This window comes from Streptomyces sp. SL06, assembly GCF_058244745.1.
In genome coordinates this window covers 3,188,368-3,210,664 of record NZ_JBSYOT010000002.1, presented here as the reverse complement: position 1 = coordinate 3,210,664, position 22,297 = coordinate 3,188,368, and the positions used below count along the sequence as shown (strand labels likewise).

At 71.7% G+C, this 22,297-nt stretch carries 25 protein-coding genes and 1 pseudogene; 12 read left to right on the top strand and 14 right to left on the bottom strand.

Annotated features, from left to right (window positions below; all coding sequences use genetic code 11):
• Positions 1-34: 34 nt before the first annotated feature.
• The 7 genes and pseudogenes from AC4IHM_RS14600 to AC4IHM_RS14570 form a co-directional block, all read right to left on the bottom strand.
• Positions 35-1,447 carry an NAD(P)(+) transhydrogenase (Re/Si-specific) subunit beta gene (locus AC4IHM_RS14600; RefSeq protein ID WP_490867472.1) on the bottom strand — a complete coding sequence of 471 codons (1,413 nt, stop codon included), beginning with the start codon at positions 1,445-1,447 and terminating at the stop codon, positions 35-37.
• Positions 1,444-1,800: an NAD(P) transhydrogenase subunit alpha part 2 gene (locus tag AC4IHM_RS14595; protein ID WP_490870837.1), complete on the bottom strand. Its 357-nt coding sequence runs from the start codon at positions 1,798-1,800 to the stop codon at positions 1,444-1,446. The genes AC4IHM_RS14600 and AC4IHM_RS14595 overlap by 4 nt, the downstream gene beginning before the upstream one ends.
• Positions 1,797-2,324: a Rossmann-fold NAD(P)-binding domain-containing protein gene (locus AC4IHM_RS14590; protein WP_490870836.1), complete on the bottom strand. Its 528-nt coding sequence runs from the start codon at positions 2,322-2,324 to the stop codon at positions 1,797-1,799. The genes AC4IHM_RS14595 and AC4IHM_RS14590 overlap by 4 nt, the downstream gene beginning before the upstream one ends.
• An 88-nt stretch (positions 2,325-2,412) precedes the next feature.
• Positions 2,413-2,991, bottom strand: a pseudogene (locus AC4IHM_RS14585) (Rossmann-fold NAD(P)-binding domain-containing protein); the annotation flags it as partial.
• Positions 2,988-4,124, bottom strand: coding sequence for a zinc-binding alcohol dehydrogenase family protein (locus AC4IHM_RS14580; RefSeq protein ID WP_490867471.1), 1,137 nt, complete (start codon positions 4,122-4,124; stop codon positions 2,988-2,990). The gene AC4IHM_RS14580 and the pseudogene AC4IHM_RS14585, both read right to left, overlap by 4 nt.
• Positions 4,125-4,212: 88 nt before the next feature.
• Positions 4,213-4,908 carry an NADPH-dependent F420 reductase gene (locus AC4IHM_RS14575; RefSeq protein WP_490867470.1) on the bottom strand — a complete coding sequence of 232 codons (696 nt, stop codon included), beginning with the start codon at positions 4,906-4,908 and terminating at the stop codon, positions 4,213-4,215.
• Between the two features lie 234 nt (positions 4,909-5,142).
• A complete protein-coding gene (locus AC4IHM_RS14570; protein ID WP_490867469.1) occupies positions 5,143-5,757 on the bottom strand; it encodes a TetR family transcriptional regulator in 615 nt (204 codons plus the stop codon).
• A gap of 104 nt (positions 5,758-5,861) precedes the next feature.
• Here AC4IHM_RS14570 and AC4IHM_RS14565 point away from each other — a divergent pair, with 104 nt between their 5' ends.
• Positions 5,862-6,722 (top strand): SDR family NAD(P)-dependent oxidoreductase, encoded by an 861-nt coding sequence (locus AC4IHM_RS14565; protein WP_490867468.1) that lies wholly within the window; start codon positions 5,862-5,864, stop codon positions 6,720-6,722.
• A 55-nt stretch (positions 6,723-6,777) separates the two neighbouring features.
• On the opposite strand, the gene AC4IHM_RS14560 is transcribed toward AC4IHM_RS14565, so the two are convergent.
• Positions 6,778-8,469, bottom strand: coding sequence for a bifunctional 3'-5' exonuclease/DNA polymerase (locus AC4IHM_RS14560; protein ID WP_490867467.1), 1,692 nt, complete (start codon positions 8,467-8,469; stop codon positions 6,778-6,780).
• Positions 8,470-8,542: 73 nt separating this feature from the next.
• Positions 8,543-9,295 (bottom strand): Clp protease N-terminal domain-containing protein, encoded by a 753-nt coding sequence (locus AC4IHM_RS14555; RefSeq protein ID WP_490867466.1) that lies wholly within the window; start codon positions 9,293-9,295, stop codon positions 8,543-8,545.
• Between the two features lie 108 nt (positions 9,296-9,403).
• Between AC4IHM_RS14555 and AC4IHM_RS14550 the strand changes: the two genes are divergently transcribed.
• Positions 9,404-10,531, top strand: coding sequence for a DUF2786 domain-containing protein (locus AC4IHM_RS14550; RefSeq protein ID WP_490867465.1), 1,128 nt, complete (start codon positions 9,404-9,406; stop codon positions 10,529-10,531).
• A gap of 24 nt (positions 10,532-10,555) precedes the next feature.
• On the opposite strand, the gene AC4IHM_RS14545 is transcribed toward AC4IHM_RS14550, so the two are convergent.
• From AC4IHM_RS14545 to rpmB, 3 genes are all read right to left on the bottom strand, one after another.
• Positions 10,556-11,041, bottom strand: a complete 486-nt coding sequence (locus tag AC4IHM_RS14545) for a hypothetical protein (protein WP_490867464.1) — start codon at positions 11,039-11,041, stop codon at positions 10,556-10,558.
• A gap of 171 nt (positions 11,042-11,212) precedes the next feature.
• Positions 11,213-11,518, bottom strand: a complete 306-nt coding sequence (rpsN, locus tag AC4IHM_RS14540; RefSeq protein ID WP_490867463.1) for a 30S ribosomal protein S14 — start codon at positions 11,516-11,518, stop codon at positions 11,213-11,215.
• On the bottom strand, positions 11,518-11,754 hold the full coding sequence (gene rpmB, locus AC4IHM_RS14535) for a 50S ribosomal protein L28 (RefSeq protein WP_490867462.1): 237 nt from the start codon (positions 11,752-11,754) through the stop codon (positions 11,518-11,520). The genes rpsN and rpmB overlap by 1 nt, the downstream gene beginning before the upstream one ends.
• A 71-nt stretch (positions 11,755-11,825) precedes the next feature.
• On the opposite strand from rpmB, the gene rpmG reads away from it, so the two are divergent.
• From rpmG to AC4IHM_RS14510, 5 genes are all read left to right on the top strand, one after another.
• Complete coding sequence (gene rpmG / locus AC4IHM_RS14530; protein WP_490867461.1) at positions 11,826-11,990, top strand: 50S ribosomal protein L33; 165 nt, start codon at positions 11,826-11,828, stop codon at positions 11,988-11,990.
• A gap of 6 nt (positions 11,991-11,996) precedes the next feature.
• A complete protein-coding gene (locus AC4IHM_RS14525; protein WP_490867460.1) occupies positions 11,997-12,251 on the top strand; it encodes a type B 50S ribosomal protein L31 in 255 nt (84 codons plus the stop codon).
• A complete protein-coding gene (locus AC4IHM_RS14520; RefSeq protein WP_490867459.1) occupies positions 12,248-13,435 on the top strand; it encodes a CobW family GTP-binding protein in 1,188 nt (395 codons plus the stop codon). The genes AC4IHM_RS14525 and AC4IHM_RS14520 overlap by 4 nt, the downstream gene beginning before the upstream one ends.
• Positions 13,436-13,439: 4 nt before the next feature.
• Positions 13,440-13,673: a 30S ribosomal protein S18 gene (gene rpsR / locus AC4IHM_RS14515; RefSeq protein ID WP_490867458.1), complete on the top strand. Its 234-nt coding sequence runs from the start codon at positions 13,440-13,442 to the stop codon at positions 13,671-13,673.
• A gap of 306 nt (positions 13,674-13,979) precedes the next feature.
• Positions 13,980-14,258 carry a DUF397 domain-containing protein gene (locus AC4IHM_RS14510; protein WP_490867457.1) on the top strand — a complete coding sequence of 93 codons (279 nt, stop codon included), beginning with the start codon at positions 13,980-13,982 and terminating at the stop codon, positions 14,256-14,258.
• A 96-nt stretch (positions 14,259-14,354) separates the two neighbouring features.
• On the opposite strand, the gene AC4IHM_RS14505 is transcribed toward AC4IHM_RS14510, so the two are convergent.
• Positions 14,355-14,879: an ATP-binding protein gene (locus AC4IHM_RS14505; protein ID WP_490867456.1), complete on the bottom strand. Its 525-nt coding sequence runs from the start codon at positions 14,877-14,879 to the stop codon at positions 14,355-14,357.
• A 343-nt stretch (positions 14,880-15,222) separates the two neighbouring features.
• On the opposite strand from AC4IHM_RS14505, the gene AC4IHM_RS14500 reads away from it, so the two are divergent.
• From AC4IHM_RS14500 to AC4IHM_RS14480, 5 genes are all read left to right on the top strand, one after another.
• Positions 15,223-16,059: a Sco1979 family transcriptional regulator gene (locus tag AC4IHM_RS14500; protein ID WP_490870835.1), complete on the top strand. Its 837-nt coding sequence runs from the start codon at positions 15,223-15,225 to the stop codon at positions 16,057-16,059.
• 75 nt (positions 16,060-16,134) lie between these two features.
• Entirely contained in the window at positions 16,135-17,595 is a 1,461-nt protein-coding gene (locus AC4IHM_RS14495) for an aldehyde dehydrogenase family protein (protein ID WP_490867455.1), read from the top strand.
• 296 nt (positions 17,596-17,891) lie between these two features.
• Positions 17,892-18,533, top strand: coding sequence for a PadR family transcriptional regulator (locus tag AC4IHM_RS14490; protein WP_490867454.1), 642 nt, complete (start codon positions 17,892-17,894; stop codon positions 18,531-18,533).
• A gap of 84 nt (positions 18,534-18,617) precedes the next feature.
• A complete protein-coding gene (locus AC4IHM_RS14485) occupies positions 18,618-19,379 on the top strand; it encodes a MerR family transcriptional regulator (protein ID WP_490867453.1) in 762 nt (253 codons plus the stop codon).
• A gap of 163 nt (positions 19,380-19,542) precedes the next feature.
• Positions 19,543-20,469, top strand: a complete 927-nt coding sequence (locus tag AC4IHM_RS14480) for a DedA family protein (protein WP_490867452.1) — start codon at positions 19,543-19,545, stop codon at positions 20,467-20,469.
• Between the two features lie 23 nt (positions 20,470-20,492).
• On the opposite strand, the gene AC4IHM_RS14475 is transcribed toward AC4IHM_RS14480, so the two are convergent.
• Positions 20,493-22,202 carry a threonine/serine exporter family protein gene (locus AC4IHM_RS14475; protein WP_490867451.1) on the bottom strand — a complete coding sequence of 570 codons (1,710 nt, stop codon included), beginning with the start codon at positions 22,200-22,202 and terminating at the stop codon, positions 20,493-20,495.
• Positions 22,203-22,297: the final 95 nt, after the last annotated feature.

The window sequence follows — 22,297 nt, the reverse complement described above, 5'->3', positions numbered from 1 at the left end:
CCTTGCGCTTTCCGGTCCTTCTGCTCCGGGCCCCTCACGCGACGAGGGTCTTCACCGCGCTCAGCAGCGAGGTCAGCCCCTCCTTCGCGTCGGTGAAGAACATGCTGGTCTTCGGGTTGGTGTACAGCTCGTTGTCGATCCCGGCGTAGCCGTGCCCCATCGAGCGCTTGATCACCACGACGCTCTTGGCCTGGTCCACGTTGAGGATCGGCATCCCGGACACGGCCGTGCCGGGGCGGCGGGCGGCCGGGTTGGTCACGTCGTTGGCGCCGATGACGAGGGCGACGTCCGCCTGGGCGAACTGCGGGTTGGCCTCGTCCAGGTCAAGGAGTTCGTCGTACGGGACGTTCGCGTCGGCGAGCAGCACGTTCATGTGGCCGGGCATCCGGCCGGCGACCGGGTGGATGGCGAAGCTCACGTCGATGCCGCGTCCCTGGAGGAAGGAGGCGAGGTCGGCGACCTCGTGCTCGGCGTGCGCGGCGGCCAGCCCGTATCCGGGAACGATGATCACCTTGTGGGCGTAGGCGAGTTGGATCGCCACGTCGTCCGCCTCGGTGGTGTGCACCGCCCCGCCGCCGGCTCCGGCCTGGGCGGTGCCCGCGCTGTCGCCGGTGCCGAAGCCGCCGGCGATGATCGCGCCGACCGACCGGTTCATCGCACGGGCCATCAGTCCGGTGAGGATCGAGCCCGCGGCACCGACCAGGGCACCGGCGATGATCAGGATGACGTTGTCGATCACGAACCCGGCCATGGCCACGGCGATCCCGGTGAACGCGTTGAGCAGGGAGATCACCACGGGCATGTCCGCGCCGCCGATCGGCAGCGCCAGCAGTATGCCGAACGCCAGGCCGACGCCGCCCAGGATCGCGATGGGCGTCAGGTTGTCGGGCCGGGCGACGTACCAGACTGCCGAGGCGATGACGAGGAGCGCGGCGACGACGTCCAGGATGTGCCGGCCCGGGATGGCGATCGGCTTGCCGGAGACGAGGCCCTGGAGCTTCCCGGCCGCGATCACCGATCCGCTGAGGGTGACGCCTCCGATCACGACGCCCAGCACCACGGGGACGGTCACCCGGTCGGACAGGTTCGAGCCGCGGCCGGTCACCGCGTCCGTCATCGCGATCAGCAGGGCGGCGCCGCCGCCGACCGCGTTGAAGATGCTGACCAGTTGCGGCATCGCGGTCATCTTGACCCGGCGGGCGAACAGCACGCCGACGCACGCGCCGGCCAGGGCGCCGACGATCACCAGGATCGTGCCGATCGTGCTGGCCCGGCTGTCGCGTACGGCACCGGCGATGGCGACGGCAATCGCCACGACCATCGCGCCGGCCGACAGCAGGTTGCCGCGACGGGCGGTGCGCGGGGAGTTCATCAGGTGCAGTCCGCCGACGAAGCAGACCGCGCAGGCGAGGTAGAGGAACCAGGTCACCGTGTCATAGGTACTCACCGCGCCACGCTCCTCTCCTGCGGGCCACCGGCCTTGCCGCCGGCTCCACCGCCCTGCTCGGCGCCGGGTTTCGCCGGCTGCCGGAACATCTCCAGCATCCGGTCGGTGACGGTGAACCCGCCGACGACGTTCATCGCCGCGAACATCGACGCGAGGGCGACGAACACGTAGCTGGTCGGGCCGTGGGCGTGACCGGCGACGATGATGACGCCCACCAGGACGACGCCGTGGATGGCGTTCGCCGCGGACATCAGCGGGGTGTGGAGCGTCGCCGGAACCTTGCTGATCACTTCGATTCCGACCAACAGGCTCAGGACGAAGACGGTGATGTCGGTGAGAAGTCCCATGCTCATGACTGGCTCCCCGGGGTGGGCGAGGCGGGCTTGCCGCCGGAGTCGGATTCCGCTGCCTGCGCGGTCGCGGGACGGTCCGGCAGGCCGGCGACCACGACGTGGGAGTCGATCTCGTCCGCCGGGTCGACCGAGAGGGACCCGTCCCGCAGGAAGTGCAGGAGAAGGTCGGAGATGTTGCGCGCGTACGCCTCGGAGGCCGCGCTCGGCACCTCGGCGGGCAGGTGCGGCGCGCCGATCACGGTCACCCCGTTGTCGGTGACGATCCGCTTGTCGGGGACCGAGCCGGCGACGTTGCCGCCCAGTTCGCTCGCCCCCAGGTCCACCACCACCGAGCCCGCACGCATGGCGTCCAGCGCCTCCTGCGTGACCAGCAGGGGCGGTTTGTGGCCCGGCACCTGCGCCGTGGTGATCACGATGTCCTGCTGCGCTATCTGCTCGCGCAGGGCCCGCTGCTGCGCCTCCTGCTCCTCGGGCGTGAGCTGCCGCGCGTAGCCGCCCTCCCCCTCGCCCGAGGCCGGTCCCAGATCGAGGAAGGTGGCACCCAGCGACTCGAACGTCGCCGCGGGTCGCGGGACGCACGTCGTATCCGGAGACCACCGCGCCCAGCCGGTGTGCCGTGCCGATCGCCTGGAGCCCGGCGACGCCGGCCCCCAGGACCAGTACCTTGGCCGGCCGCACCGTTCCGGCGGCGGTCATCAGCATCGGCAGGTAGCGCGTGTAGGTGTCCGCCGCGACGAGCACCGACTTGTACCCGGCCACATTGGCCTGCGAGGTCAGCGCGTCCATGGACTGGGCACTGCTCAGCGTGCGCGGGATCATGTCCAGGCTCACCGCCACGACTCCCTTCTTCTTCAGGGAGTCGACGAGCTGGGACGAGGTACGGGCCTGGAGCATCCCGAACAGGAACTGTCCCGGCCGCAGCCGCTCGATCAGATCCTGGGAGGGCGCGTCGACGCCGAGCAGCGCGTCGGAGCGCGCGACGATCTCACCGACCGGAAGGATCTTGGCTCCGGCCTCCTCGTAGGCGTCGTCGGAGTAGGAGGCCTTCGATCCCGCGCCCGTCTCGACGACCACGGAGATGCCCTTCGCCGTGAGGCGGTGCAGTCCCTGCGGTGTCAGCGCCACCCTGGCCTCGCTGGGTGCCGACTCCTTCAAAATGCCCGCGACAACGGTCTCTTGTACGTCGTTCATACCGACCTTCCTCGGCCCGACCGGCTCCGCACATCCACGCGAAAGCTCCTTTCCTGTCTCCTGGCCGCGTTCCCGTGGCCGGCGACCGGCCGGCAGGCGGGTGACACGGGCGGCGCTCCTACGCCGGTGGAGACGTCGTTGACGAGCACGGCCGCGCCGTCGAAGCGCCCCGCGTCGAGGTCCTGGAGGGCGCGCTGCGCCTCGGACAGCGGGTAGCTGTGCGTGGTCGCGCGTACGTCGTGGCGGGCCGCGAGTTCCAGGAACTCCCGTCCGTCGTCACGGGTGTTGGACGTGACGCTGCGAAGCTGCCGCTCGTAGAACAGCTCGCGCTCGTAGTTCAGCGGCGGGGTGTCGGTCAGGTGGATGCCCGCGATCGACAGGGTGCCGCCCCGGTCCAGTGCCCGCATGGCGACCGGTACCAGGTCACCGACGGGTGCGAACAGGATCGCGCTGTCCAGCGGCTCCGGCGGCTGGTCGTAGGCACCGTGCGCGGAGGCGGCGCCGAGTTCCAGGGCCAGCCGCCGGTCGGCGTCGCCCCGGGTGAGCACGTGCACCCGCGCCCCCTGCGCCAGGGCGACCTGGAGGCACAGGTGCGCGCTGCCGCCGAAGCCGTACAGCCCGAGCCGGCCGCCCTTGGGCAACTCGGCGCGTTGCAGCGCGTGGTAGCCGATGATGCCCGCGCACAGCAGCGGGGAGAGCGCCGTGTCGGCGACCCCGTCGGGCAGCCGGTAGGCGAACGCGGCGGGCACGGTGGTGTACTCCGCGTACCCGCCGTCGGCGTCCCAGCCGGTGTACAGCGAGTTCGGGCAGAGGTTCTCCAGCCCGCGGCGGCAGTAGGCGCACGTGCCGTCGGTGTGCCGCAGCCAGGCCACCCCCACCCGGTCGCCGACCTCGAAGCCGGCCGCGCCCTCGCCGAGCGCCGCCACCACGCCGACGACCTCGTGACCGGGCGTCACACGGTCCCGGTGCACCGGCAGGTCGCCCTCGCTGACGTGCAGGTCGGTCCGGCAGACGCCGCAGGTGCGCACATGCACCAGCAGTTCGCCCGGGGCGGGTTCCGCGATCGGCTTCTCGACGTAGACCAGGGGCTCCTGCTCGATCGGCGCGGGCCGACGGACCTGCCACGCGCGCATTGTCCTGCCGTCGCCTGTCACGTCGTGTTTCCCTTCGCGGCTCGGGTCGGTGTTCCGGGGCCCCGAGAGCTGTGGGCGCTCCCGATGCTCAGGCGGGGTCGGTGAAGCTGCCGGGGCTGTCGGTGGTGGCCCGCCACTGCGGAGCCCGCTCGGGGCTCGCCTCCGCGAGTGCCTTCTGCACGCCCTCGGCGTCCTTGTCCGTGGTGTACACGGGCGTACCGGGCTGCTGGCGCCAGGAGTCCTCGATGCCGCCCGCGTCGATCGGGTCGAAACCGATCTCGTCCACGAGGCGCATCACCACTTCTTTGGCCGCCGCGTCGTCGCCGGCCACCGGCAGCGCGATACGCCCGGCCGTTCCGGCGGGCAGCCCCTTGTCCAGCAGGTGGGGCGCGAAGATGTTGTTGAACGCCTTGATCACCGGGCGGCCCAGCCGGGTCTCGACCCACCGGCTCTCCGGCGTGCCCTGCTCGATCGCGTCGATACGGCCGTCCCGCTGCCGGGGGTAGTAGTTGCACGTGTCGACCACCACCAGGTGGTCGGCGGCGCCCCCGAAGAGGTTGTCGGGCAGGTCCGGGACGCTGATCTCCGGAACCGTCACGACCACGACATCGGCCCCGCGCGCGACCTCCGTGGCCCGGACGGCGTGCGCACCGGTGCCTTCCACCAGGTCGGCGAGGGTGCGTGGATCCCGGGAGTTGGCCACCGAAACGTCGTGCCCGACGGCGGAGAGCCGCTTCGTCAGGGTTCCACCGATGTTGCCGGCGCCGACGATGCCGATCTTCATGGCCGCTCCTCAAGGAGACAGGTACGGGAAGGCAAGGTGGCGTCGGACCGCACCGAAGGAAGTCCGCGTTTCCACCACCTCACCCACCGTGCGAGCCGCGGGTGGCCGATGCAAGCGGGGACCGGGGGGCTTCCCCGAAACCACTTTGCCAATCCCGGTATCCGCGACCTCCCGGCGGCGGACCGGTGGGACGGCTTGGACGGCTTGGACGGCGCCCGAGCGGCTCGCCGCCGGTCAGACGCGCGGGCCGACGGTCGCCATGGCGCGGTCGAGGGCGGAGGCGAAGGAGCCCTCGGGGCCCGAGGCCAGCCAGGAGTGCTGGGCGGCGACGAGGCAGCCGAAGGCCGCCGCCGTGACGGCACGCGGCGCAGGGTCGTCGTCGGCGTAGGGCGCGCCCGCCGTCCTCGCGCGGGCCAGCAGCTCGGCCACGACGGCCTCCTGCATCCGCTGGAGGCGCTGGAGGTACCCGGCGAGCAGCGCGGGCGTCTGGAAGACGACCCGGTGGATCGGCTCCGCCAGTTCCGTGTGCGGCGGCTCCTCGGCCATGGACGCCAGCACGCCGAAGGTGCGGTGCAGCAACGTCCAGAGCGGTTCGGCGATCGGCCGGGCGCGCAGTTCGGCCAGCATGTCGTCCACGACGAGGTCGAACTTGCCGAGGACGATCTCCTCCTTGCTGGCGAAGTACCGGAAGACGCTCCGCTGGGACATGCCCACGGCGTTCGCGATGTCGTCGATCGTCGTCGCCTCGAAGCCGCGCTCCACGAACAGCGTCTTCGCGGCCTCGGCGATCTCCCCCCGGACGGCGCGACGGGTGCGCTCACGGAGGCCGGTCTGCTGCTTGTCGCTCATAGTGCGACCAGAGTAACGACTGCCGACGAATCCGTCAGTGACTGTCAGAAGTGGCGTAGGGTGCCAGTCACAGTGACCCCGCATCTCATCGGAGGAGTCCTCTCATGGCCCCCGGCAAGACCATCGTCATCACCGGCGCGAGCGACGGCATCGGCGCCGCGGCGGCACGTCAACTGCACCGCGGCGGCCACCAGGTCGTGGTCGTCGGCCGCTCCCCGGGCAGGACGAAGAGCGTCGCCGACGAGATCGGCGCCGACAGCTGCGTCGCCGACTTCACCCGCCTCGACGAAGTGCGCGCTCTGGCAGCCCGGCTGGACGCCGCCTACCCGCGTATCGATGTGCTCGCCAACAACGCGGGCGGCGTCTTCGGCGACCCCGCGAAGACCGTGGACGGATTCGAGAGGACCTTCCAGATCAACCACCTGGCGCCGTTCCTGCTCACCGGCCTGCTGATGGACAAGCTGATCGCGTCCGGTGCGTCGGTGCTCCAGACCTCCAGCGTCGGCGCCCGGACGGCCGGAAGGCTCGACACCGGCGATCTCGACCTCGACCGGAACTTCAGCCCGATCCGGGCCTACGGGGCCGCGAAGCTGGAGAACATCCTGTTCACCAAGGAACTGCACCGGCGCCACCACGCGCAGGGCCTCTCCGCCGCCGCCTTCCACCCCGGCAATGTGGCGACGAGCTTCGGCACCCGGTCCGAGAGCGGCCTGATGCGGTTCATCGCCACCAACCGATTCACCCGCGCCATGCTCATCTCCCCCGAGAAGGGCGCCGAGCATCTGACCTGGCTGGCCGAGGGCCGGCCGGGCGTCGACTGGGAGTCCGGCGTCTACTACGAGAAGCGCAGGCCCGCCCGCACCAACCGCCAGGCCGCCGACCCCGAACTGGCCCGCCGGCTGTGGGAGCGCTCGGAGGAACTGCTGGGACGGGCCCCCTCCTCGGACCCGGCCGGCCCCGCCTGACGGGGGAGGCACCGCCGACTGCCCGCCGGCCACCCGGCATCCGGGCGACGGCCCCTCACTTGGCGTCCGCGTAGCACTCCACCACCGCCGTGGTGAACGGAAACCGCACCGGCGTCCGCCCGAACGTCAGCCGCCCCGCCAGCTCCGCCGCCTCGCGGATCGCCGTGACGACGGTGTCGGCCTCCTCGCGCGGACAGTGCACGATCACCTCGTCGTGCTGGAAGAACACCAGTTCCGCCGCCATCCCCGCGCAGGCCTGGCGCAGCGCGGCGAGCAGCAGCAGGGCCCAGTCGGCGGCACTGCCCTGGACGACGAAGTTGCGGGCGAAGCGGCCCCGGGCGCGGGCGTCGGTGGAGGCGTGGCCGGGGACCCAGTCCTGTGGGCGGGCCCCGGAGTCGGCGGGGTCGTCCTGCGGGAGGCCCGCTTCCTCGGCGCCGTCGGCCGCGCCGGCCGCCGGTGGGCAGGTGCGGCCCAGCCAGGTGCGCACGAGCCGGCCCTCCTCACCCGCGCGGGCCGCGTCGTCGACGTACGCCACCGCCCTCGGGAAGCGGCGTCTGAGCGCGGCGAGGTTCTTCAGGCCGTCGCCGGAGGTCTGGCCGTACACCGCGCCGAGCACGGCGAGCTTCGCCTGGGCGCGGTCGCCGGAGAAGGCGCGGTCGGACACCGACTGGTAGAGGTCGCTCTGCCGGCCGGCCACCTCCATCAGACCCGGGTCGCGGGAGATCGCCGCCAGCACGCGCGGCTCCATCTGGTCGGCGTCGGCGACGACCAGCCGCCAGCCAGGGTCGGCGACGACGGCCCGCCGGATCACCTTGGGGATCTGCAGAGCGCCCCCGCCGTGGGTCACCCAGCGTCCGGTGACGGTGCCGCCGGCCAGGAACTCGGGGCGGAACCGCCCGTCCCGCACCCAGTCCTGGAGCCACGACCAGCCGTGCGCGACCCAGATCCGGTACAGCTTCTTGTACTCGATGAGCGGCTTCACGGCCGGGTGGTCGACCGACTCCAGCTCCCAGCGGCGGGTGGAGCCGACCTTGACGCCCGCCTGCCCGAAGGCCTTGACGACATCGGCGGGCAGGTCGGGCCGTACCCGCCGGCCGAACGCCGCGGACACCTCCTCCGCCAGCTCGGCCAGGCGGCGCGGCTCGCCCCCGCCCGCATACCGCTCGCCCAGCAGGTCGCGCAGGACCTCGCGGTGCACGTCGGCCCGCCAGGGCAGCCCGGCGCGGTTCAGCTCGGCGGCCACCAGCATCCCCGCCGACTCGGCCGCCGTCAGCAGCCGCATCCGGTCGGGGTGCGCGGACCGGTCGTGGCGCCGCTGCTGCTCGGCGTAGACGGCGAGCAGGTCCTCCAGGGGCAGGTGGACGACCTGGGGCTCGAACAGTGAGGACTGCGCGCCCGGCTCGGCGGAGCGCGGCGGCGGATCGGGCGGTACGGGGCTGCCGCGCAGCCGGGCCAGGGCCGCCGCCGTCGAGCGTGGCTCCCCGTACCGCCCCTCGTGGCCGAGCAGGAGGGTCTCGGCGGCCTCCATGTCGTAGCACCGCTCCACTCGCACCCCCGTGGCGAGCAGGTGCGGGACGACCTCGGCGGTGGACCGCCACACCCAGCGCGTGACGCCCGGCCTGCTCCGCACGGCCTCGGCGAGGTCGGGCTCCCGCCTCACCGGTCCCGCGGGCAGCCCTTCGGGACCGAGGGGAGCGACCTCCGCGCCACCGCCCTCGGCCACGGCGAGCACCCACCGGTCGGCCATGACGTGAGTGTCGCAGGAGGGTCTGACAACGGCCCCCGCCGTGCCCGCACGCCGGCCCCTCTCGGGCCGGGCCTCAGCCCTCTTCGCTCCCGGTCTCCGTCCCCTTGGTCAGTTGGATGAACTCCGCCAGGGTCTCGGTGACGTAGCGCTCGGCGGCCTCCTTGTCGAGGCCGAGACCACTGAGTACGCCCTCGCCGTGCTCGTGCTCCAGCAGGGCGAGCAGGATGTGCTCGGTGCCGATGTAGTTGTGGCCGAGGCGCAGGGCCTCGCGGAAGGTGAGTTCGAGGACCTTGATGGCCGCGGGGCCGTAGGGCACCGGCTCCGGGACCTCGGCGGCGGCCGGCGGGAGCGCCGTGGACGCCGCCTCGCGGATCGCGTCGGGGGTCACGCCCTGCGCGGCGATCGCCTCGGCGGAGAGGCTCTCGCCTTCGGTGACCAGGCCGAGGACGAGGTGCTCGGGCAGGACCTCCGTGCTGCCGGCTGCCTTGGCCGCGTCGTGGGCCGCCATGACGGCCTGGCGCGCGCGGCGTGTGTAGCGGCTGAAGCCCTGGCTCGGGTCGAGGTCGGCCGACTCCTTGGGCACGAAGCGCTTCTGCGCCGCCTGCCGGGTGACGCCCATGCTCCTGCCGATGTCGGTCCAGGACGCGCCGGAGCGCCGGGCCTGGTCCACGAAGTGGCCGATGAGGTGGTCCGCCACCTCGCCGAGGTGCTCGCCGGCGAGGACGGCGTCCTGGAGCTGCTCCAGGGGCTCGGGATGCACCTTCTTGATCGCGGTGATGAGTTCGTCGAGACGTACGGATGCGGTGGGACTCGGGTTGGTCGCCATGTGTCAACCGTAGGTTGCGCCCCTGGGAGCGTCAACTGCCGGTTGACACCTTCCTTCATGGCCGCGGTGAGCGTCATGGAGTGAGGCGGGCCGTGGCACCATCGCCGGGTGAGTACGCCCCGCACCGTCGACCGTGCCTTCGAGAGCGCCCTGTACGCCGCCGCCGACGACGCCCTGGACGGCGCCGCCTCGCTGCTCGCGGCCGACCCGGCGGCCGACGCGGAACTCGCCCGGCGCGGTGATGAGTTCGTGGCCGCGGCCTGGCGGCGCGGCTGGCAGCCCGCCGACCTCGTACGGATCGTGCGGCGGGAACTGGACGACGTACACGTACGGCTGGTGGCGGCGCTGATCCGCGCCCAGGCGCCGCACGACCGTCCGCGAGGGCCCCGCTGGGCCGCCCAGCTCGACGGAGTGCCGGCGGACCAGGCACCATCGCGCACCGACCGCTTCTCGCGCGCCACCGCCGTACTGGAGCTGTACCGCCTGCTGCTGCGGCTGCCCACGCTGGAGCCGCTGGACGCGGGGGAGAGGCGGGAGGGCCGGCCCGAGTCCCGCGCCCTCGCCCGCATCCGCGCGCTGCTCGCCAAGGCGGAGGCGACCGGGTATCCGCAGGAGGCGGAGGCGCTCAGCGCCAAGGCGCAGGAGCTGATGGCCCGGCACAGCCTCGACGAGGCCCTGCTGTCGGCGCACGCGCCCGCGCCAGACGCCCCCGGCGCCTGCCGGATCGGGGTGGATCCGCCGTACGAGCAGGCCAAGGCGGTGCTGCTGGACGCGGTGGCCGACGCCAACCACTGCCGGGCCGTGTGGAACGAGCCCCTCGGCTTCTCGACCGTCGTCGGCTTCGAGGCCGACCTGGAGGCGGTCGAACTCCTCCACACCTCGCTGCTGGTGCAGGCCGAAGCCGCGATGACGCGGGCCGAGGCCGCCCAGCGGGCCGGCGGGCGGGGGCGGACCAAGACCTTCCGGCAGTCGTTCCTCGCCGCCTACGCCCACCGCGCGGGGAGTCGGCTGCGGGCCGCGACGCAGGCGGCCACCGCCGACACCGGTACGGGGTCGGGCGTGGATCTCCTGCCGGTGCTGGCCTCCCGCGAGGTCGCGGTCACCGACCGACTGGAGCGCATGTTCCCGCGGACGACCACGACCCGGCTGCGCGGCGCGGGCGACACGGCCGGCTGGACGGAGGGAACCCGCGCCGCCGACCGCGCCGAGGTCGGCCGCCGACGCCCACTGCCGTGACCGCCGGGCGCCCGCTGGAAGGGCTCAGGAGCCGAGGCCCTCCGTCGGCAGTCCGGGCGGCAGCGAGCCGCCCTCGGACCTGGTGTACGTCTCCTCGCCGAGGCCGCCCTGCCAGGTCACCTTGAGCGAGGTCCGGTCGACCGACCCGACCGTGCCGGTGGTCCGGTCGTCGTTGCCGCCGGTGCACTTCAGCCGGATCGTCCGGGTGCCGGAGTCCTCGCCCGCGGTGCCGGTGCACACGGTTCCGCCGGTGGCGAAGAGGGCGGCCTGGTCGCCGGTGACCATCAGCGCGACGGCCTGGCCGTCGGCGGTGGCCAGCCAACTGCCCTCCAACTCGCCGGCGGCGGACGCCGGCCCGTCGCCGCCGCCCGTCTCCGCGCTCGCGGACGCGCCGGGCGCCGCCGAGGACCGGTCACCGCCGCCCGAGCCGTCGCCCGAACCGCCGTCCTCGGAGCCGCCGCCGTCGGTGCACGCGGTCAGCGCCAGCGCGCCCACCAGCCCGAGACCCACGGCCGCGGCCCGCACGGACCGCCGCCCCGCCCCCCGCCCACGCGCCGTGCCGACCGTGCTCGCCGTACTCGCCGTATTCCCCGTACTCGCCGCATTCTCCGCAGTCACCAACGTCACCGGAAGCTCCAAGCTGTAGCCGGACGGCCGGGTCGGCCCCAAGACAGCCGCAAGCTACCAGGACGACTTGCGGACTCCGGGCAGATGTCCGGCGTGGGCCTGCCCGCGCAGGTTCACCCTGGACAGCCCGAAGACGCGGAAGTAGCCGCGCGGGCGTCCGTCGATCTGGTCGCGGTTGCGCACCCGCGTCGGGCTCGCGTCGCGCGGCTGGGCGCGCAGTTCCCGCTGGGCGGCGAGCCGTTCGGCCTCCGTCGAGGACGGCCGGCGGATGATCTCCTTCAGCTCGGCCCGCCGCGCGGCGTACCGCGCGACGATCTCCTGGCGCTGCTCGTTCTTCGCGATCTTGCTCTTCTTCGCCATCAGACCTTCACTCCCCGGGCACGGATGCGCGCCACCGCCGCCTCGACGCCGATCGCGTCGACCGTCTTGATCGCCTTCGTGGACAGCCGCAGCCGTACGTGCCGGCTCTCGCTCGCCAGCCAGTAGCGCTTGGTCTGGATGTTGGGGTCGAAGCGGCGGGAGGTCCGCCGGTGGGAGTGGGAGATGCGGTTGCCGAAGCCGGGCCGGGTGCCGGTCAGCATGCAGTGGGCGGACACGGTGACGTACCTCTCCTTCAGACCGTACGGTCGATGCTGTTAATGGAATTCATTTTCAGTAAGATAGCAGCATGGCACGCAACGAACTCCGTCCGGTCGTCAAACTCCGCTCCACCGCCGGGACCGGCTTCACCTACGTCACCCGCAAGAACCGCCGCAACGACCCGGACCGGCTGACCCTGCGCAAGTACGACCCGGTCGTCCGCCGCCACGTCGACTTCCGAGAGGAGCGCTGAGCCGTCATGCGCAAGGGAATCCACCCCGAGTACCGCCCGGTAGTCTTCCGCGACCGCGCGGCGGACTACGCCTTCCTCACCCGCTCGACCATGACCAGCGAGCGCACCGTCGAGTGGGAGGACGGCAACACCTACCCGGTAGTCGACGTCGAGATCTCCCACGTCAGCCACCCCTTCTACACCGGCACCGCCCGCGTCCTGGACACCGCGGGCCGCGTGGAGCGCTTCGAGCGGCGGTACGGAAAGCAGGGCGGGGCATGAGCCACCCGGGCCGCCCCGGACTGCCGGTCGTGATCGTCGGCGGCCTGCACGCCGACGCCCGCCGGGCGGCCGTGGCACGGCTGCTGGCCGACGTGCCCGGCAGCGTCGTACTCCACCACGACCTCGCCACGGCCACCGCGGGCACGGTCGTGCGGACCGTCCGGGACGCCACCGGCATCCTGGCCGCCGGCGAGGCGCCCCTCGTCAACGACTGCGCCTGCTGCGCGCTGCGCGAGGACCTCGTCCCCGAGCTGGCACGGCTCGCGGACGCCGGAGGCACCCCGCTGGCCGTGGTCGAGCTGTGGGACTCCGTCGAGCCCAAGGCCATGGCGGAGGTGGTGACGGCCGGCGGCTTCACCGTCACCGGCGTGATCACCGCCGTCGACCCGGCCCTGGTGCTGCCCTACCTCGGCAACGGCGACGACCTCGCCGAGCGCGGCCTCGCCGCCGCGGCCACCGACCAGCGCACCGTCGCCGACACCTTCGCGCGCCAGTTGGAGTACGCCCCCGTCCTCGCCCTCGCCGACTCGCCCCCCGGCTCCCCGGAGGCCGACGACGAGGACCGTGAGCTGCTCACCCAGCTCCATCCGACAGCCCGCCGGGTCCCGATCGGCCACGGTGACCCGGCGGGCGCAGCACCCGAGTCCTCCGAGCTGGCGCGGGCCGCCCTCGCGGGCTTCGACGTGGAGGCCGCGGCCGCCGCCCAGCACCCGGCCTGCGCCCTGCTGCCCGCCGAGGCCGACGCGCACGGCGTCACCACCCTGGTCTGGCGTCGCCGCCGCCCCTTCCACCCGGACCGGCTGTACGCGGCGCTGGAGGACCTGACCTGCGCCGCCGCCCGCAGCCGGGGCCGGTTCTGGCTCGCCGGCAAGGCGGACACCCTGCTGCACTGGGACGCCGCCGGCGGGGCCCTGTGCGTGGAGAGCGCGGGACCGTGGCTCGCGTCGCTGCCCGACGCCGCCTGGGACCTCGTCCCGCCCGTGCGCCGCGCCGCCGCCGCGCTGGACTGGCACCCCGAGCACGGCGACCGGTGCCAGCACCTGGTCTTCACCTCGCCCGGACTCGACAGCGACGGCCTGGCGGGGCTCCTGGAGTCCTGCCTGCTGACCGACGCCGAGTACGCCGCGGGCCAGGGCGCCTGGGAACGGCTGCCGACCGCCTTCGACACCCTCCTGGAGGTCTGACCCCATGCCCCGCAAGAGCGAACGCAAGCCCGTCAAGCAGCGGCCCAACCCGCTGGACCAGGCCAAAGTGACGTACATCGACTACAAGGACACCGACCTGTTGCGGAAGTTCATCTCCGACCGCGGCAAGATCCGCAGCCGCCGCGTCACACGTGTGACGTCCCAGCAGCAGCGGCAGTTGGCCAAGGCGATCAAGAACGCCCGCGAGATGGCCCTGCTGCCGTACGCCACGCGCTGAGCAGCGCCGCGCACCGGCCCGCATCGGCCACGTACCGGGGACCCGCTTCCACGAGCGGGTCCCCGGTCCTGTTTCATGCTGGTGCATCTTCTTCGATTCCGGGGGCACACGCGGGAACGACTTCTACGGAGTGGGCGTCAAAGAGGGCAGGGTTCGGTAAAGCGGTCGTCAAAGCTGTAACCGCGGGAACACCGCGCGTGCACGTGCATTTGCTCATGCATCGGCACGTGAACAGGGTTATGATCCGGATCAGTTGACCACTGCACCAATGGCCACATCAGCCAGTGCACCACCGGGGAGCGACCTGTGGACCACGACGTGTACGACGTGTACGCCGCTGACGACGCGTCCGGCGCGTACAACGGTATGGCCGCCACGCACCTGCACGACGTGGCCTGGCAGAAGAGCCGGCACAGCAACTCGCAGGGATCCTGCGTGGAGTTCGCGCGGCTGCCCGGCGGCGCGGTCGCGGTACGCAACTCCCGCTTCCCCGACGGCCCCGCGCTCGTCTACACGCGGGCCGAGATCGAGGCCATGCTGCTGGGCGTCAAGGACGGCGAGTTCGACCACCTGATCGCGAGCTGACCGGACGCCGTCCCACGCGCCGCGGACGTGTCGCCGGCGCCTCTTTCCGCCCGTGGACACGCGTAGAACCGCGGCACACGTAGGCGCCGCGGTTCGTCACTCGTAGGGCCGGTCCGGTCTGTCGCCGTGCTGCTGGAGCCGGAACAGGGCCCAGACGACCTTGCCGTTGAGCGTCCCGGCGAGCGGGTGCCAGCCCCAGCTGTCGCTGAAGGAGTCGACGAGGAACAGGCCCCGGCCCGACTCCGCCGAGGAGTCGTCGTCCGTATCCCGGGCCACCGGGCTGTCGTGACTGGGATCACGCACCGCGCACACCACCCGCTCGGTCCAGCGCATCAGATGCAGCCGGACGGGACCGTTCTGCTCCGTGTGCCGGGGAACGTCGGCGGGCAGCGCGTGCCGCAGGGCGTTGGTGACGAGTTCGGAGACCACCAGGCAGATGTCGTCGAAGCGGTCGCCGGTGTCCCAGCCCTCAAGCGTCCTGCGGGTGAACCTCCGTGCCTCGCGCACCGCTTCGTAGCGCGCGGGCAGGGCGCAGGAGGCGGCGTTGGACACGGCCGCGGGGTCGAGTGGCGGAAGGCCCTGCCTTAACGGCTCGAGCATGGTCGATCCATTCGTCCCCATGCGAGGCACTCCCGGTGATTCGCGGTCGTAGCGATGCGGCGCGGTGGTGCGGGACCATGGTTTCGGATGCGTACCGCAGATGCAAGGGCAGATGCACGTGCACGTGACCGAAATAGGCCTGCCCGTACCGCTTGTTGGGCAATTTTTCCGTCATCTTCGGCTGCTCTTCACCCTCCGAGACGGCTGGTTCCGCCCGCTCCGTGCATGATCCCGAGCGTTTCCGTTGGCTCGATTCCGTTTCCGTAACCGGACGAGTACTGCTCGGAGTGTTTTAGTGGCAGACTTCGGCCCCTGAAGACGGTTGGGGAGGCTGGCGGACGTGAGCGCGGGAGAGCCCGGATCGGTGGTGCGGCGCATGCTGCTCGGATCACAACTCAGGCGACTGCGCGAGACGCGCGGGATCACGCGAGAGGCGGCGGGCTACTCGATCCGCGCCTCCGAATCGAAGATCAGCCGGATGGAGCTGGGCCGGGTGAGCTTCAAGACCAGGGACGTCGAGGACCTGCTGACCCTGTACGGCATCACGGACGGGCAGGAGCGCGCCTCCCTGCTCTCCCTGGCCAAGGAGGCCAACGTCGCGGGCTGGTGGCACAGTTACTCCGACGTGCTGCCCAACTGGTTCCCCACCTATGTGGGCCTGGAGGGCGCCGCCTCGCTGATCCGGGTCTACGAGGTGCAGTTCGTGCACGGACTGCTGCAGACCGAGGAGTACGCCCGCGCGGTCGTCCGGCGCGGCATGAAGGGCGCGGGCGAGGCGGACGTCGAACGGCGCGTGGCGCTGCGCCTGGAGCGGCAGAAGCACCTCGTCGCCGAGAGCGCCCCCGAGTTCCACATCGTCCTGGACGAGGCCGCGCTGCGCCGTCCGTACGGCGACCGCGAGGTGATGCGCGGCCAGCTCCAGCACCTGATCGACATGTCCGAACGCCCCAATGTGCGGCTGCAGATCATGCCGTTCGGCTTCGGCGGGCACTCCGGCGAGAGCGGCGCGTTCACGATCCTCAGCTTCCCCGAGTCCGACCTGTCGGACGTCGTCTATCTGGAGCAGCTCACCAGCGCGCTGTATCTGGACAAGTCCGAGGACGTCATCCAGTACGAGACGGCGCTGAAGGAACTGCAGCAGGACAGCCCGGGGCCGGACGAGAGCCGGGGCCTTCTGCGAGGGCTCCTCCAACTCCTTTGAAACATCAGTACGATGACCCGCAGTCAGGCGGCTCGCTCGCGGCAGCTGCGGCAGCTAAGCGGATTGAGGGAACACATGTCGTCGTACTTCACCGACCTCGCCCAGCAGTACATCGACGGCGAGTGGCGCTCGGGCACCGGTTCCTGGGACATCATCGACTTCAACCCGTACGACAACGAGAAGCTCGCCTCGATCACCATAGCCACGGTCGACGAGGTCGACACGGCCTACCGGGCCGCCGAGCGCGCCCAGAAGCAGTGGGCCACGACGAACCCGTACGCCCGCCGCGCGGTGTTCGAGAAGGCCCTGCGCCTGGTCGAGGAGCGCGAGGCGGAGATCAGTGACGCCATCGTCGCCGAGCTGGGCGGCACGCGTCTGAAGGCCGCCTTCGAGCTGCACCTCGCCAAGGAGTTCCTGCGCGAGGCGGTCCACCTGGCGCTGCGCCCCGAGGGCCGGATCATCCCCTCGCCGGTCGAGGGCAAGGAGAACCGCGTCTACCGGGTGCCGGTCGGCGTCGTGGGCGTCATCAGCCCCTTCAACTTCCCCTTCCTCCTCTCCCTGAAGTCGGTCGCCCCCGCCCTCGCCCTGGGCAACGGCGTCGTCCTCAAGCCGCACCAGAACACCCCGATCGTCGGCGGCACGCTGGTCGCGAAGCTCCTGGAGGACGCCGGCCTGCCGGGCGGTCTGCTCAACGTCGTGGTCACCGACATCGCGGAGATCGGCGACGCCTTCCTGGAGCACCCGGTGCCGAAGGTGATCTCCTTCACCGGTTCGGACAAGGTCGGCCGCCACGTGGCGACGGTCTGCGCCGCCAACTTCAAGCACTCGGTTCTCGAACTCGGCGGCAACAGCGCCCTGGTGGTCCTCGACGACGCCGATGTCGACTACGCGGTCGACGCCGCCGTCTTCAGCCGGTACGTGCACCAGGGGCAGGTCTGCATGGCCGCCAACCGTGTGCTGGTCGACCGCTCGGTCGCCGACGAGTTCACCGAGAAGTTCGTCGCCAAGGTGAAGACCCTCAAGGCCGGCGACCCGCGCGACCCGTCGACCGTCATCGGCCCGGTGATCAACTCCTCGCAGGCGGACGCCATCTCCGGCGTGGTCGAGCAGGCCCTCGCCGAGGGCGCCACCGCCCTGGTGCACGGCACGACCACGGACAACCTCGTCGAGCCGTCGGTCCTGACCGACCTGCCCGCCGACTCCGCGCTGCTGAGGCAGGAGGTCTTCGGGCCGGTCGCCTTCCTCGTCCCGTTCGACGGCGAGGAGGAGGCCGTACGCCTCGTCAACGACACCCCCTACGGGCTGAGCGGCGCCGTGCACACGGCGGACATCGAACGGGGCGTCGCGTTCGCCAAGCGGATCGACACCGGCATGTTCCACGTGAACGACGGCACCGTGCACGACGAGCCGATCGTCCCCTTCGGGGGCGAGAAGCAGTCCGGCATCGGCCGCCTCAACGGCGACACCATGCTGGACGCCTTCACGACCCAGAAGTGGATCTCGGTACAGCACGGGCGCAGCGGGTTCCCGTTCTGACCCGCACGCCCAGGCGCGCGGCGTCTTGTTGGAGGCGGCCGGGCGGGGGGAGGAGTGACCTGGCAGGTCGTCTGGGGGCCGGCTGCCCTGGACGCGGCCACGGGGCACCTCAAAGGTGACCCCGCAGGGGTTGACGATCTCCTGCACGCCACCGATCAGCTCGCGGGAAACCCGCGGCCGGAAGGCTCCCGCGCCTGGGGAATCGACCACCGGCGGCTCAAGCGCGGCCGGTGGCGCATCCGCGGCCCGGGACCTGGTGGCGGGGGAGCGGGGCGCTTCCTTCTAATCTGGACCCCATGTCAGCGATCCGTCTCCTGGTGCTCGGCGCGGTCCGCCAGCACGGGCGGGCCCACGGCTACCAGGTGCGCAACGACCTGGAGTACTGGGGCGCGCACGAGTGGTCCAACGCCAAGCCCGGCTCGATCTACCACGCACTGAAGCAGATGGCGAAACAGGGCCTGCTGCTCGCGCACGAGGTCGCGCCGTCCACGGTGGGCGGTCCGCCGCGGGTGGAGTACGAGATCACCGAGCGGGGCACCGAGGAGTACCTCACCCTGCTGCGCGCGTATCTCACCGCCTACGACCAGCGGCCCGACGTGCTCACCGCGGCGCTCGGTTTCATGGTCGACCTCCCGCGCGAGGAGGTCCTCGCGCTCCTGGAGGAGCGGGTGCGGAAGATCGAGGAGTGGCGGGCCGCCGTCATCGAGGACTACACACCGGAGGACGGTCCCGGCCAGCTCGGACACATCGGCGAGATCATGAACTTCTGGGTCCACTCGGCCGACTCCGGCGCCGAGTGGACGCGGGGGCTGATCGAGCGCGTCCGGGGCGGCGCGTACACCTTCGCCGGCGAGGGGGATCCCTTCGTCGGTGTCCTGGCCGACGGCCAGGAGAACCCGTTCGCGACGGACCGGCCCCACTCGGGGGACGCCCACTGACCGGGTTCGGTCGGCCGTGCGCCGGGCTTGCACCTCACGTCGCGTGAGGTGGCAGCGTGACGGGCGTCAGAGAAGGGAGCGGAAGTGAGCTACTCCGTGGGACAGGTCGCCGGCTTCGCCGGAGTGACGGTGCGCACCCTGCACCACTACGACGACATCGGTCTGCTCGCCCCCGGCGAGCGCAGCCGCGCGGGCCACCGGCGCTACAGCGACGCCGACCTCGACCGGTTGCAGCGGATCCTGTTCTACCGGGAGCTCGGCTTCCCGCTCGACGAGGTCGCCGCCCTGCTCGACGATCCGGCCGCGGACCCGCGCGCGCATCTGCGCCGCCGGCACGAGTTGCTGACCGCCCGGATCGAGAGGCTGGAGAAGATGGCGGCGGCCGTGGAGCAGGCCATGGAGGCACGCAGCATGGGCATCGATCTCACGCCGGAGGAGAGGTTCGAGGTCTTCGGGGACCTCGACCCGGAGCAGTACCAGGAGGAGGCCGCGGAGCGCTGGGGCGGCACCGACGCCTACCGCGAGTCGCGGCGGCGCGCGGCCTCGTACACCAAGGAGGACTGGCTGCGCGTCCAGCGCGAGGCCGAAGAGATCAACCGGCGCTTCGTCACCCTGATGGACGACGGGGTGCCGGCCGACTCCGAGGCCGCGATGGACGCCGCCGAGGAGCACCGCCGGTGGATCTCCCGGGGCCACTACGACTGCGGGTACGAGACGCACACCTGCCTGGGCGAGATGTACGTCGCGGACGAGCGGTTCACCCGGAACATCGACCGGGCCAGGACGGGCCTCGCCGCCTACCTCCGCGAGGCGATCCTCGCGAACGCCGTGCGGCACACCCCCTGAGCCCCGCCGCCGTATTCTTCAGTACCCACGGTCCACAGGTTTCCCCGGGCGGTGTCACAGCGCACCCCCGGCAACCCCTTGGAACCTCGAACACCACGGCTGCGTTGTACGTTTGGGCAGCCAGGTCCAGCCCGCCTCCCCCAGCAGCAGGAGCCACAATCCCGTGACCACCCTTGCGCTCGGTCCCGAGTGGATCAGCCCGGACTATCTGATCGAGACGTTCAGTCTGCCGGGCATCCTGCTCATCGTCTTCGCCGAGTCCGGACTCTTCGCGTTCCTGCCCGGCGACTCGCTGCTGTTCACCGCGGGCCTCTTCGTCGCTCAGGGGCAGTACATCAGCCAGCCGCTCTGGCTGGTGTGCACCCTGATCGTGGCCGCCGCCGTGCTCGGTGACCAAGTGGGCTACATGATCGGCAAGTTCTTCGGTCCCAGGCTCTTCAGCCGGCCCAATTCCAAGCTCTTCAAACAGGAGAACCTGGACAAGGCCCACGAGTTCATGGAGAAGTACGGCCCCAAGGCGATCGTCCTGGCCCGCTTCGTGCCGATCGTGCGCACCTTCGCCCCCATCGTGGCGGGCGCCGGCCGCATGAAGTACCACACCTTCCTCACGTACAACGTCATCGGCGGTGTGGCCTGGGGCACCGGCGTCACCCTCGCGGGCTACTGGCTCGGCCAGATCGAGCTGATCCGGACCAACGTCGAGGTCATCCTCGTCCTGATCGTCCTGGTCTCGGTCGTCCCGATCGCCATCGAGTACTTCCGTGAGCGCGGCAAGAAGAAGCGCGCCGCCGCGGCCGGGCCGCAGCCGCCGGTGGACCCGCAGCAGCCCCAGGACCCGTATCAGCCCATGGACGACGCCACGACCCAGCTCCGCCGCGTGGACCCGTACGAGCAGCCGCAGCCGCAGCCGCAGCAGCAGGGGTACGACCAGGGCTACGGCAACCCCGGCTACGGCGACCAGGGGTACGGCAATCAGGGCTACGGCAATCAGGGCTACGGCGACCAGGACTACGGCCGGCAGCAGCCGCCGTACGCCCAGCAGTACCCGCGCAACCACGGCGACCAGTACCCGTACAACCAGGGCCGCTGAAGCCCCGAAGAGCGTCCAGAACTCTAGAACCCACGCGTCCGCTTCGCCGCCCGGCGCCCCGCCGCACTCGCGGCGCCGGGCATCTTCAGGAACAGCCGCGAGATCTCCCCGCCGAGGTTCACCCCGATGGCGATGGCCATGGCGAGCGCCACGGCCTTCGACAGCGACAGGAGCCCCGCGTCGACCTTGCTCTGGGCGATCGCCAGCAGTCCGAAGTACGTCGCCGAACCGGGCAGCAGCGGCCCGATCGCCGCGGTCGTGTACGGCAGCGCCGACGCGAACCGGTACCGCGACATCAGCTGCCCGAACAGGCCCACAAGACCCGCCGCGGCGGCCGTGGAGGCCACCGGCGAGATACCGCCGGCCAGGTGCATGGCGCCGTACACGCACCAGGCGACGCCCCCGTTCAGGGTCACCACCAGCACGGTGGATCGTTCCTGCTGGAGCAGGATCGCGAAGGCCAGCGACAGGAGCATCGAGGCGCAGATCTGCACGACCGGTTCGTCGCCCGAGCCCAGCGCCGCGTCCGGGTTGAGCTTGGCGCCCAGCTGGACGCCGAAGTACAGCACGATCAGCACCCCGCCGACGATGCTGACGAAGAAGTACATGACCTCCAGCAGGCGCGCGGCGGCGGTGATGTAGAAGCCGGTCAGACCGTCCTGCACCCCCGCGACCAGGGCCCGCCCAGGCAGCAGCGCGAACAGGCCACCGGTGATGACCGCGGAGGCCTTCACGTCCACGTGGACCAGCGTCAGCATGATGCCCATCGCGGCCGGCGGCATCGCGGCCACGGCGAACTGGTAGAACTCCGGCAGTCCGCGCCCCGCGCACAGCCACGCCAGCCGGTCACCGAGCATCGCGCCGAGCATGGCGGCGACGAACACGATCACGTCACCGCCGACGAGGAGCGAGGCCCCGCCCGCCAGCAGACCGCTCGCCGTGGTCAGGACCCAGGTGGGGTACGGGTGCCGGTTGCGGCGGATCTCCGCGAGGCGCCGGTAGGCGTCCTCGAGGGAGATGTGCGCGTCCGGGTCGCTGAGGTCGTCCACCAGCCGGAAGACGGCCGCGAGCCGGGTGTAGTCGGTGCCCCGGCGGCGTACCGTCCGCGACGCCGTCACCGGGTCCTCGACCAGGGACGGCTGGTGGGAGATCGACAGCAGGGTGAAGGTGACGTTCGGCTCGCAGCGGTCCAGGCCGTAGGACCGGCAGACGGCGAACATCGCCGCCTCCACGTCCTCCGCGCCCTCACCGCCCGCCAGCAGCAGCTCCCCGATGCGCAGGGTCAGGTCGAGCACGCGCGGCACGGCGGGGCCGGTGTCGTCGTCGTGCCGCTGCGCCGTCTCGGGCGCGGGCCGCTCGGCCACCGGCATCCGCAGCATCGCGCGCATCCGGTCCTGCCACGGCACGTCCGTGAGGCTGATCACCGGGAAGCCGCTCGCCGGGGTGAAGGCGGTCGGCGCGGTCCACGCGCTGTAGGTGCTCGGCTTGGTGAACGCCGACCCCTCGCTCTCCACGGGCGCGGCCGGCGGGGCGTCCAGTCCGTCGGGGAGCGCGAACTCGGAGGTCGTCTCGGACTCCGTGACGGTGTGCCGGGAGACGGCCAGTCCCCGCGGGATCTCGAACTCGGATGTCGTCGACGACTCGCCGTCGGCCGGTGCCACCACCCCGCCCGGAGGCCGGAAGGCACTGCGGGCCTCGTCCGACTGCGGCTTGGGCTCCTCCGCCTCCGTCACCTGCGCAACGCTCCCTTGTCCGAACACACCCCCCTGCCTTTAGCCCTCAGTATGCGCAACCGAACGCGAACGGGCCGCACGCGTGTGCGTGAGGC

Bases quoted from the DNA above. Each gene is read 5' to 3' on its own strand.
- AC4IHM_RS14595 (WP_490870837.1), bottom strand. From the start codon at position 1,800: ATGAGCATGGGACTTCTCACCGACATCACCGTCTTCGTCCTGAGCCTG.
- AC4IHM_RS14580 (WP_490867471.1), bottom strand. From the start codon at position 4,124: ATGCGCGCGTGGCAGGTCCGTCGGCCCGCGCCGATCGAGCAGGAGCCC.
- AC4IHM_RS14575 (WP_490867470.1), bottom strand. From the start codon at position 4,908: ATGAAGATCGGCATCGTCGGCGCCGGCAACATCGGTGGAACCCTGACG.
- AC4IHM_RS14570 (WP_490867469.1), bottom strand. From the start codon at position 5,757: ATGAGCGACAAGCAGCAGACCGGCCTCCGTGAGCGCACCCGTCGCGCC.
- AC4IHM_RS14565 (WP_490867468.1), top strand. From the start codon at position 5,862: ATGGCCCCCGGCAAGACCATCGTCATCACCGGCGCGAGCGACGGCATC.
- AC4IHM_RS14560 (WP_490867467.1), bottom strand. From the start codon at position 8,469: ATGGCCGACCGGTGGGTGCTCGCCGTGGCCGAGGGCGGTGGCGCGGAG.
- AC4IHM_RS14555 (WP_490867466.1), bottom strand. From the start codon at position 9,295: ATGGCGACCAACCCGAGTCCCACCGCATCCGTACGTCTCGACGAACTC.
- rpsN (WP_490867463.1), bottom strand. From the start codon at position 11,518: ATGGCGAAGAAGAGCAAGATCGCGAAGAACGAGCAGCGCCAGGAGATC.
- rpmG (WP_490867461.1), top strand. From the start codon at position 11,826: ATGGCACGCAACGAACTCCGTCCGGTCGTCAAACTCCGCTCCACCGCC.
- AC4IHM_RS14525 (WP_490867460.1), top strand. From the start codon at position 11,997: ATGCGCAAGGGAATCCACCCCGAGTACCGCCCGGTAGTCTTCCGCGAC.
- AC4IHM_RS14520 (WP_490867459.1), top strand. From the start codon at position 12,248: ATGAGCCACCCGGGCCGCCCCGGACTGCCGGTCGTGATCGTCGGCGGC.
- rpsR (WP_490867458.1), top strand. From the start codon at position 13,440: ATGCCCCGCAAGAGCGAACGCAAGCCCGTCAAGCAGCGGCCCAACCCG.
- AC4IHM_RS14505 (WP_490867456.1), bottom strand. From the start codon at position 14,879: ATGGGGACGAATGGATCGACCATGCTCGAGCCGTTAAGGCAGGGCCTT.
- AC4IHM_RS14495 (WP_490867455.1), top strand. From the start codon at position 16,135: ATGTCGTCGTACTTCACCGACCTCGCCCAGCAGTACATCGACGGCGAG.
- AC4IHM_RS14490 (WP_490867454.1), top strand. From the start codon at position 17,892: ATGTCAGCGATCCGTCTCCTGGTGCTCGGCGCGGTCCGCCAGCACGGG.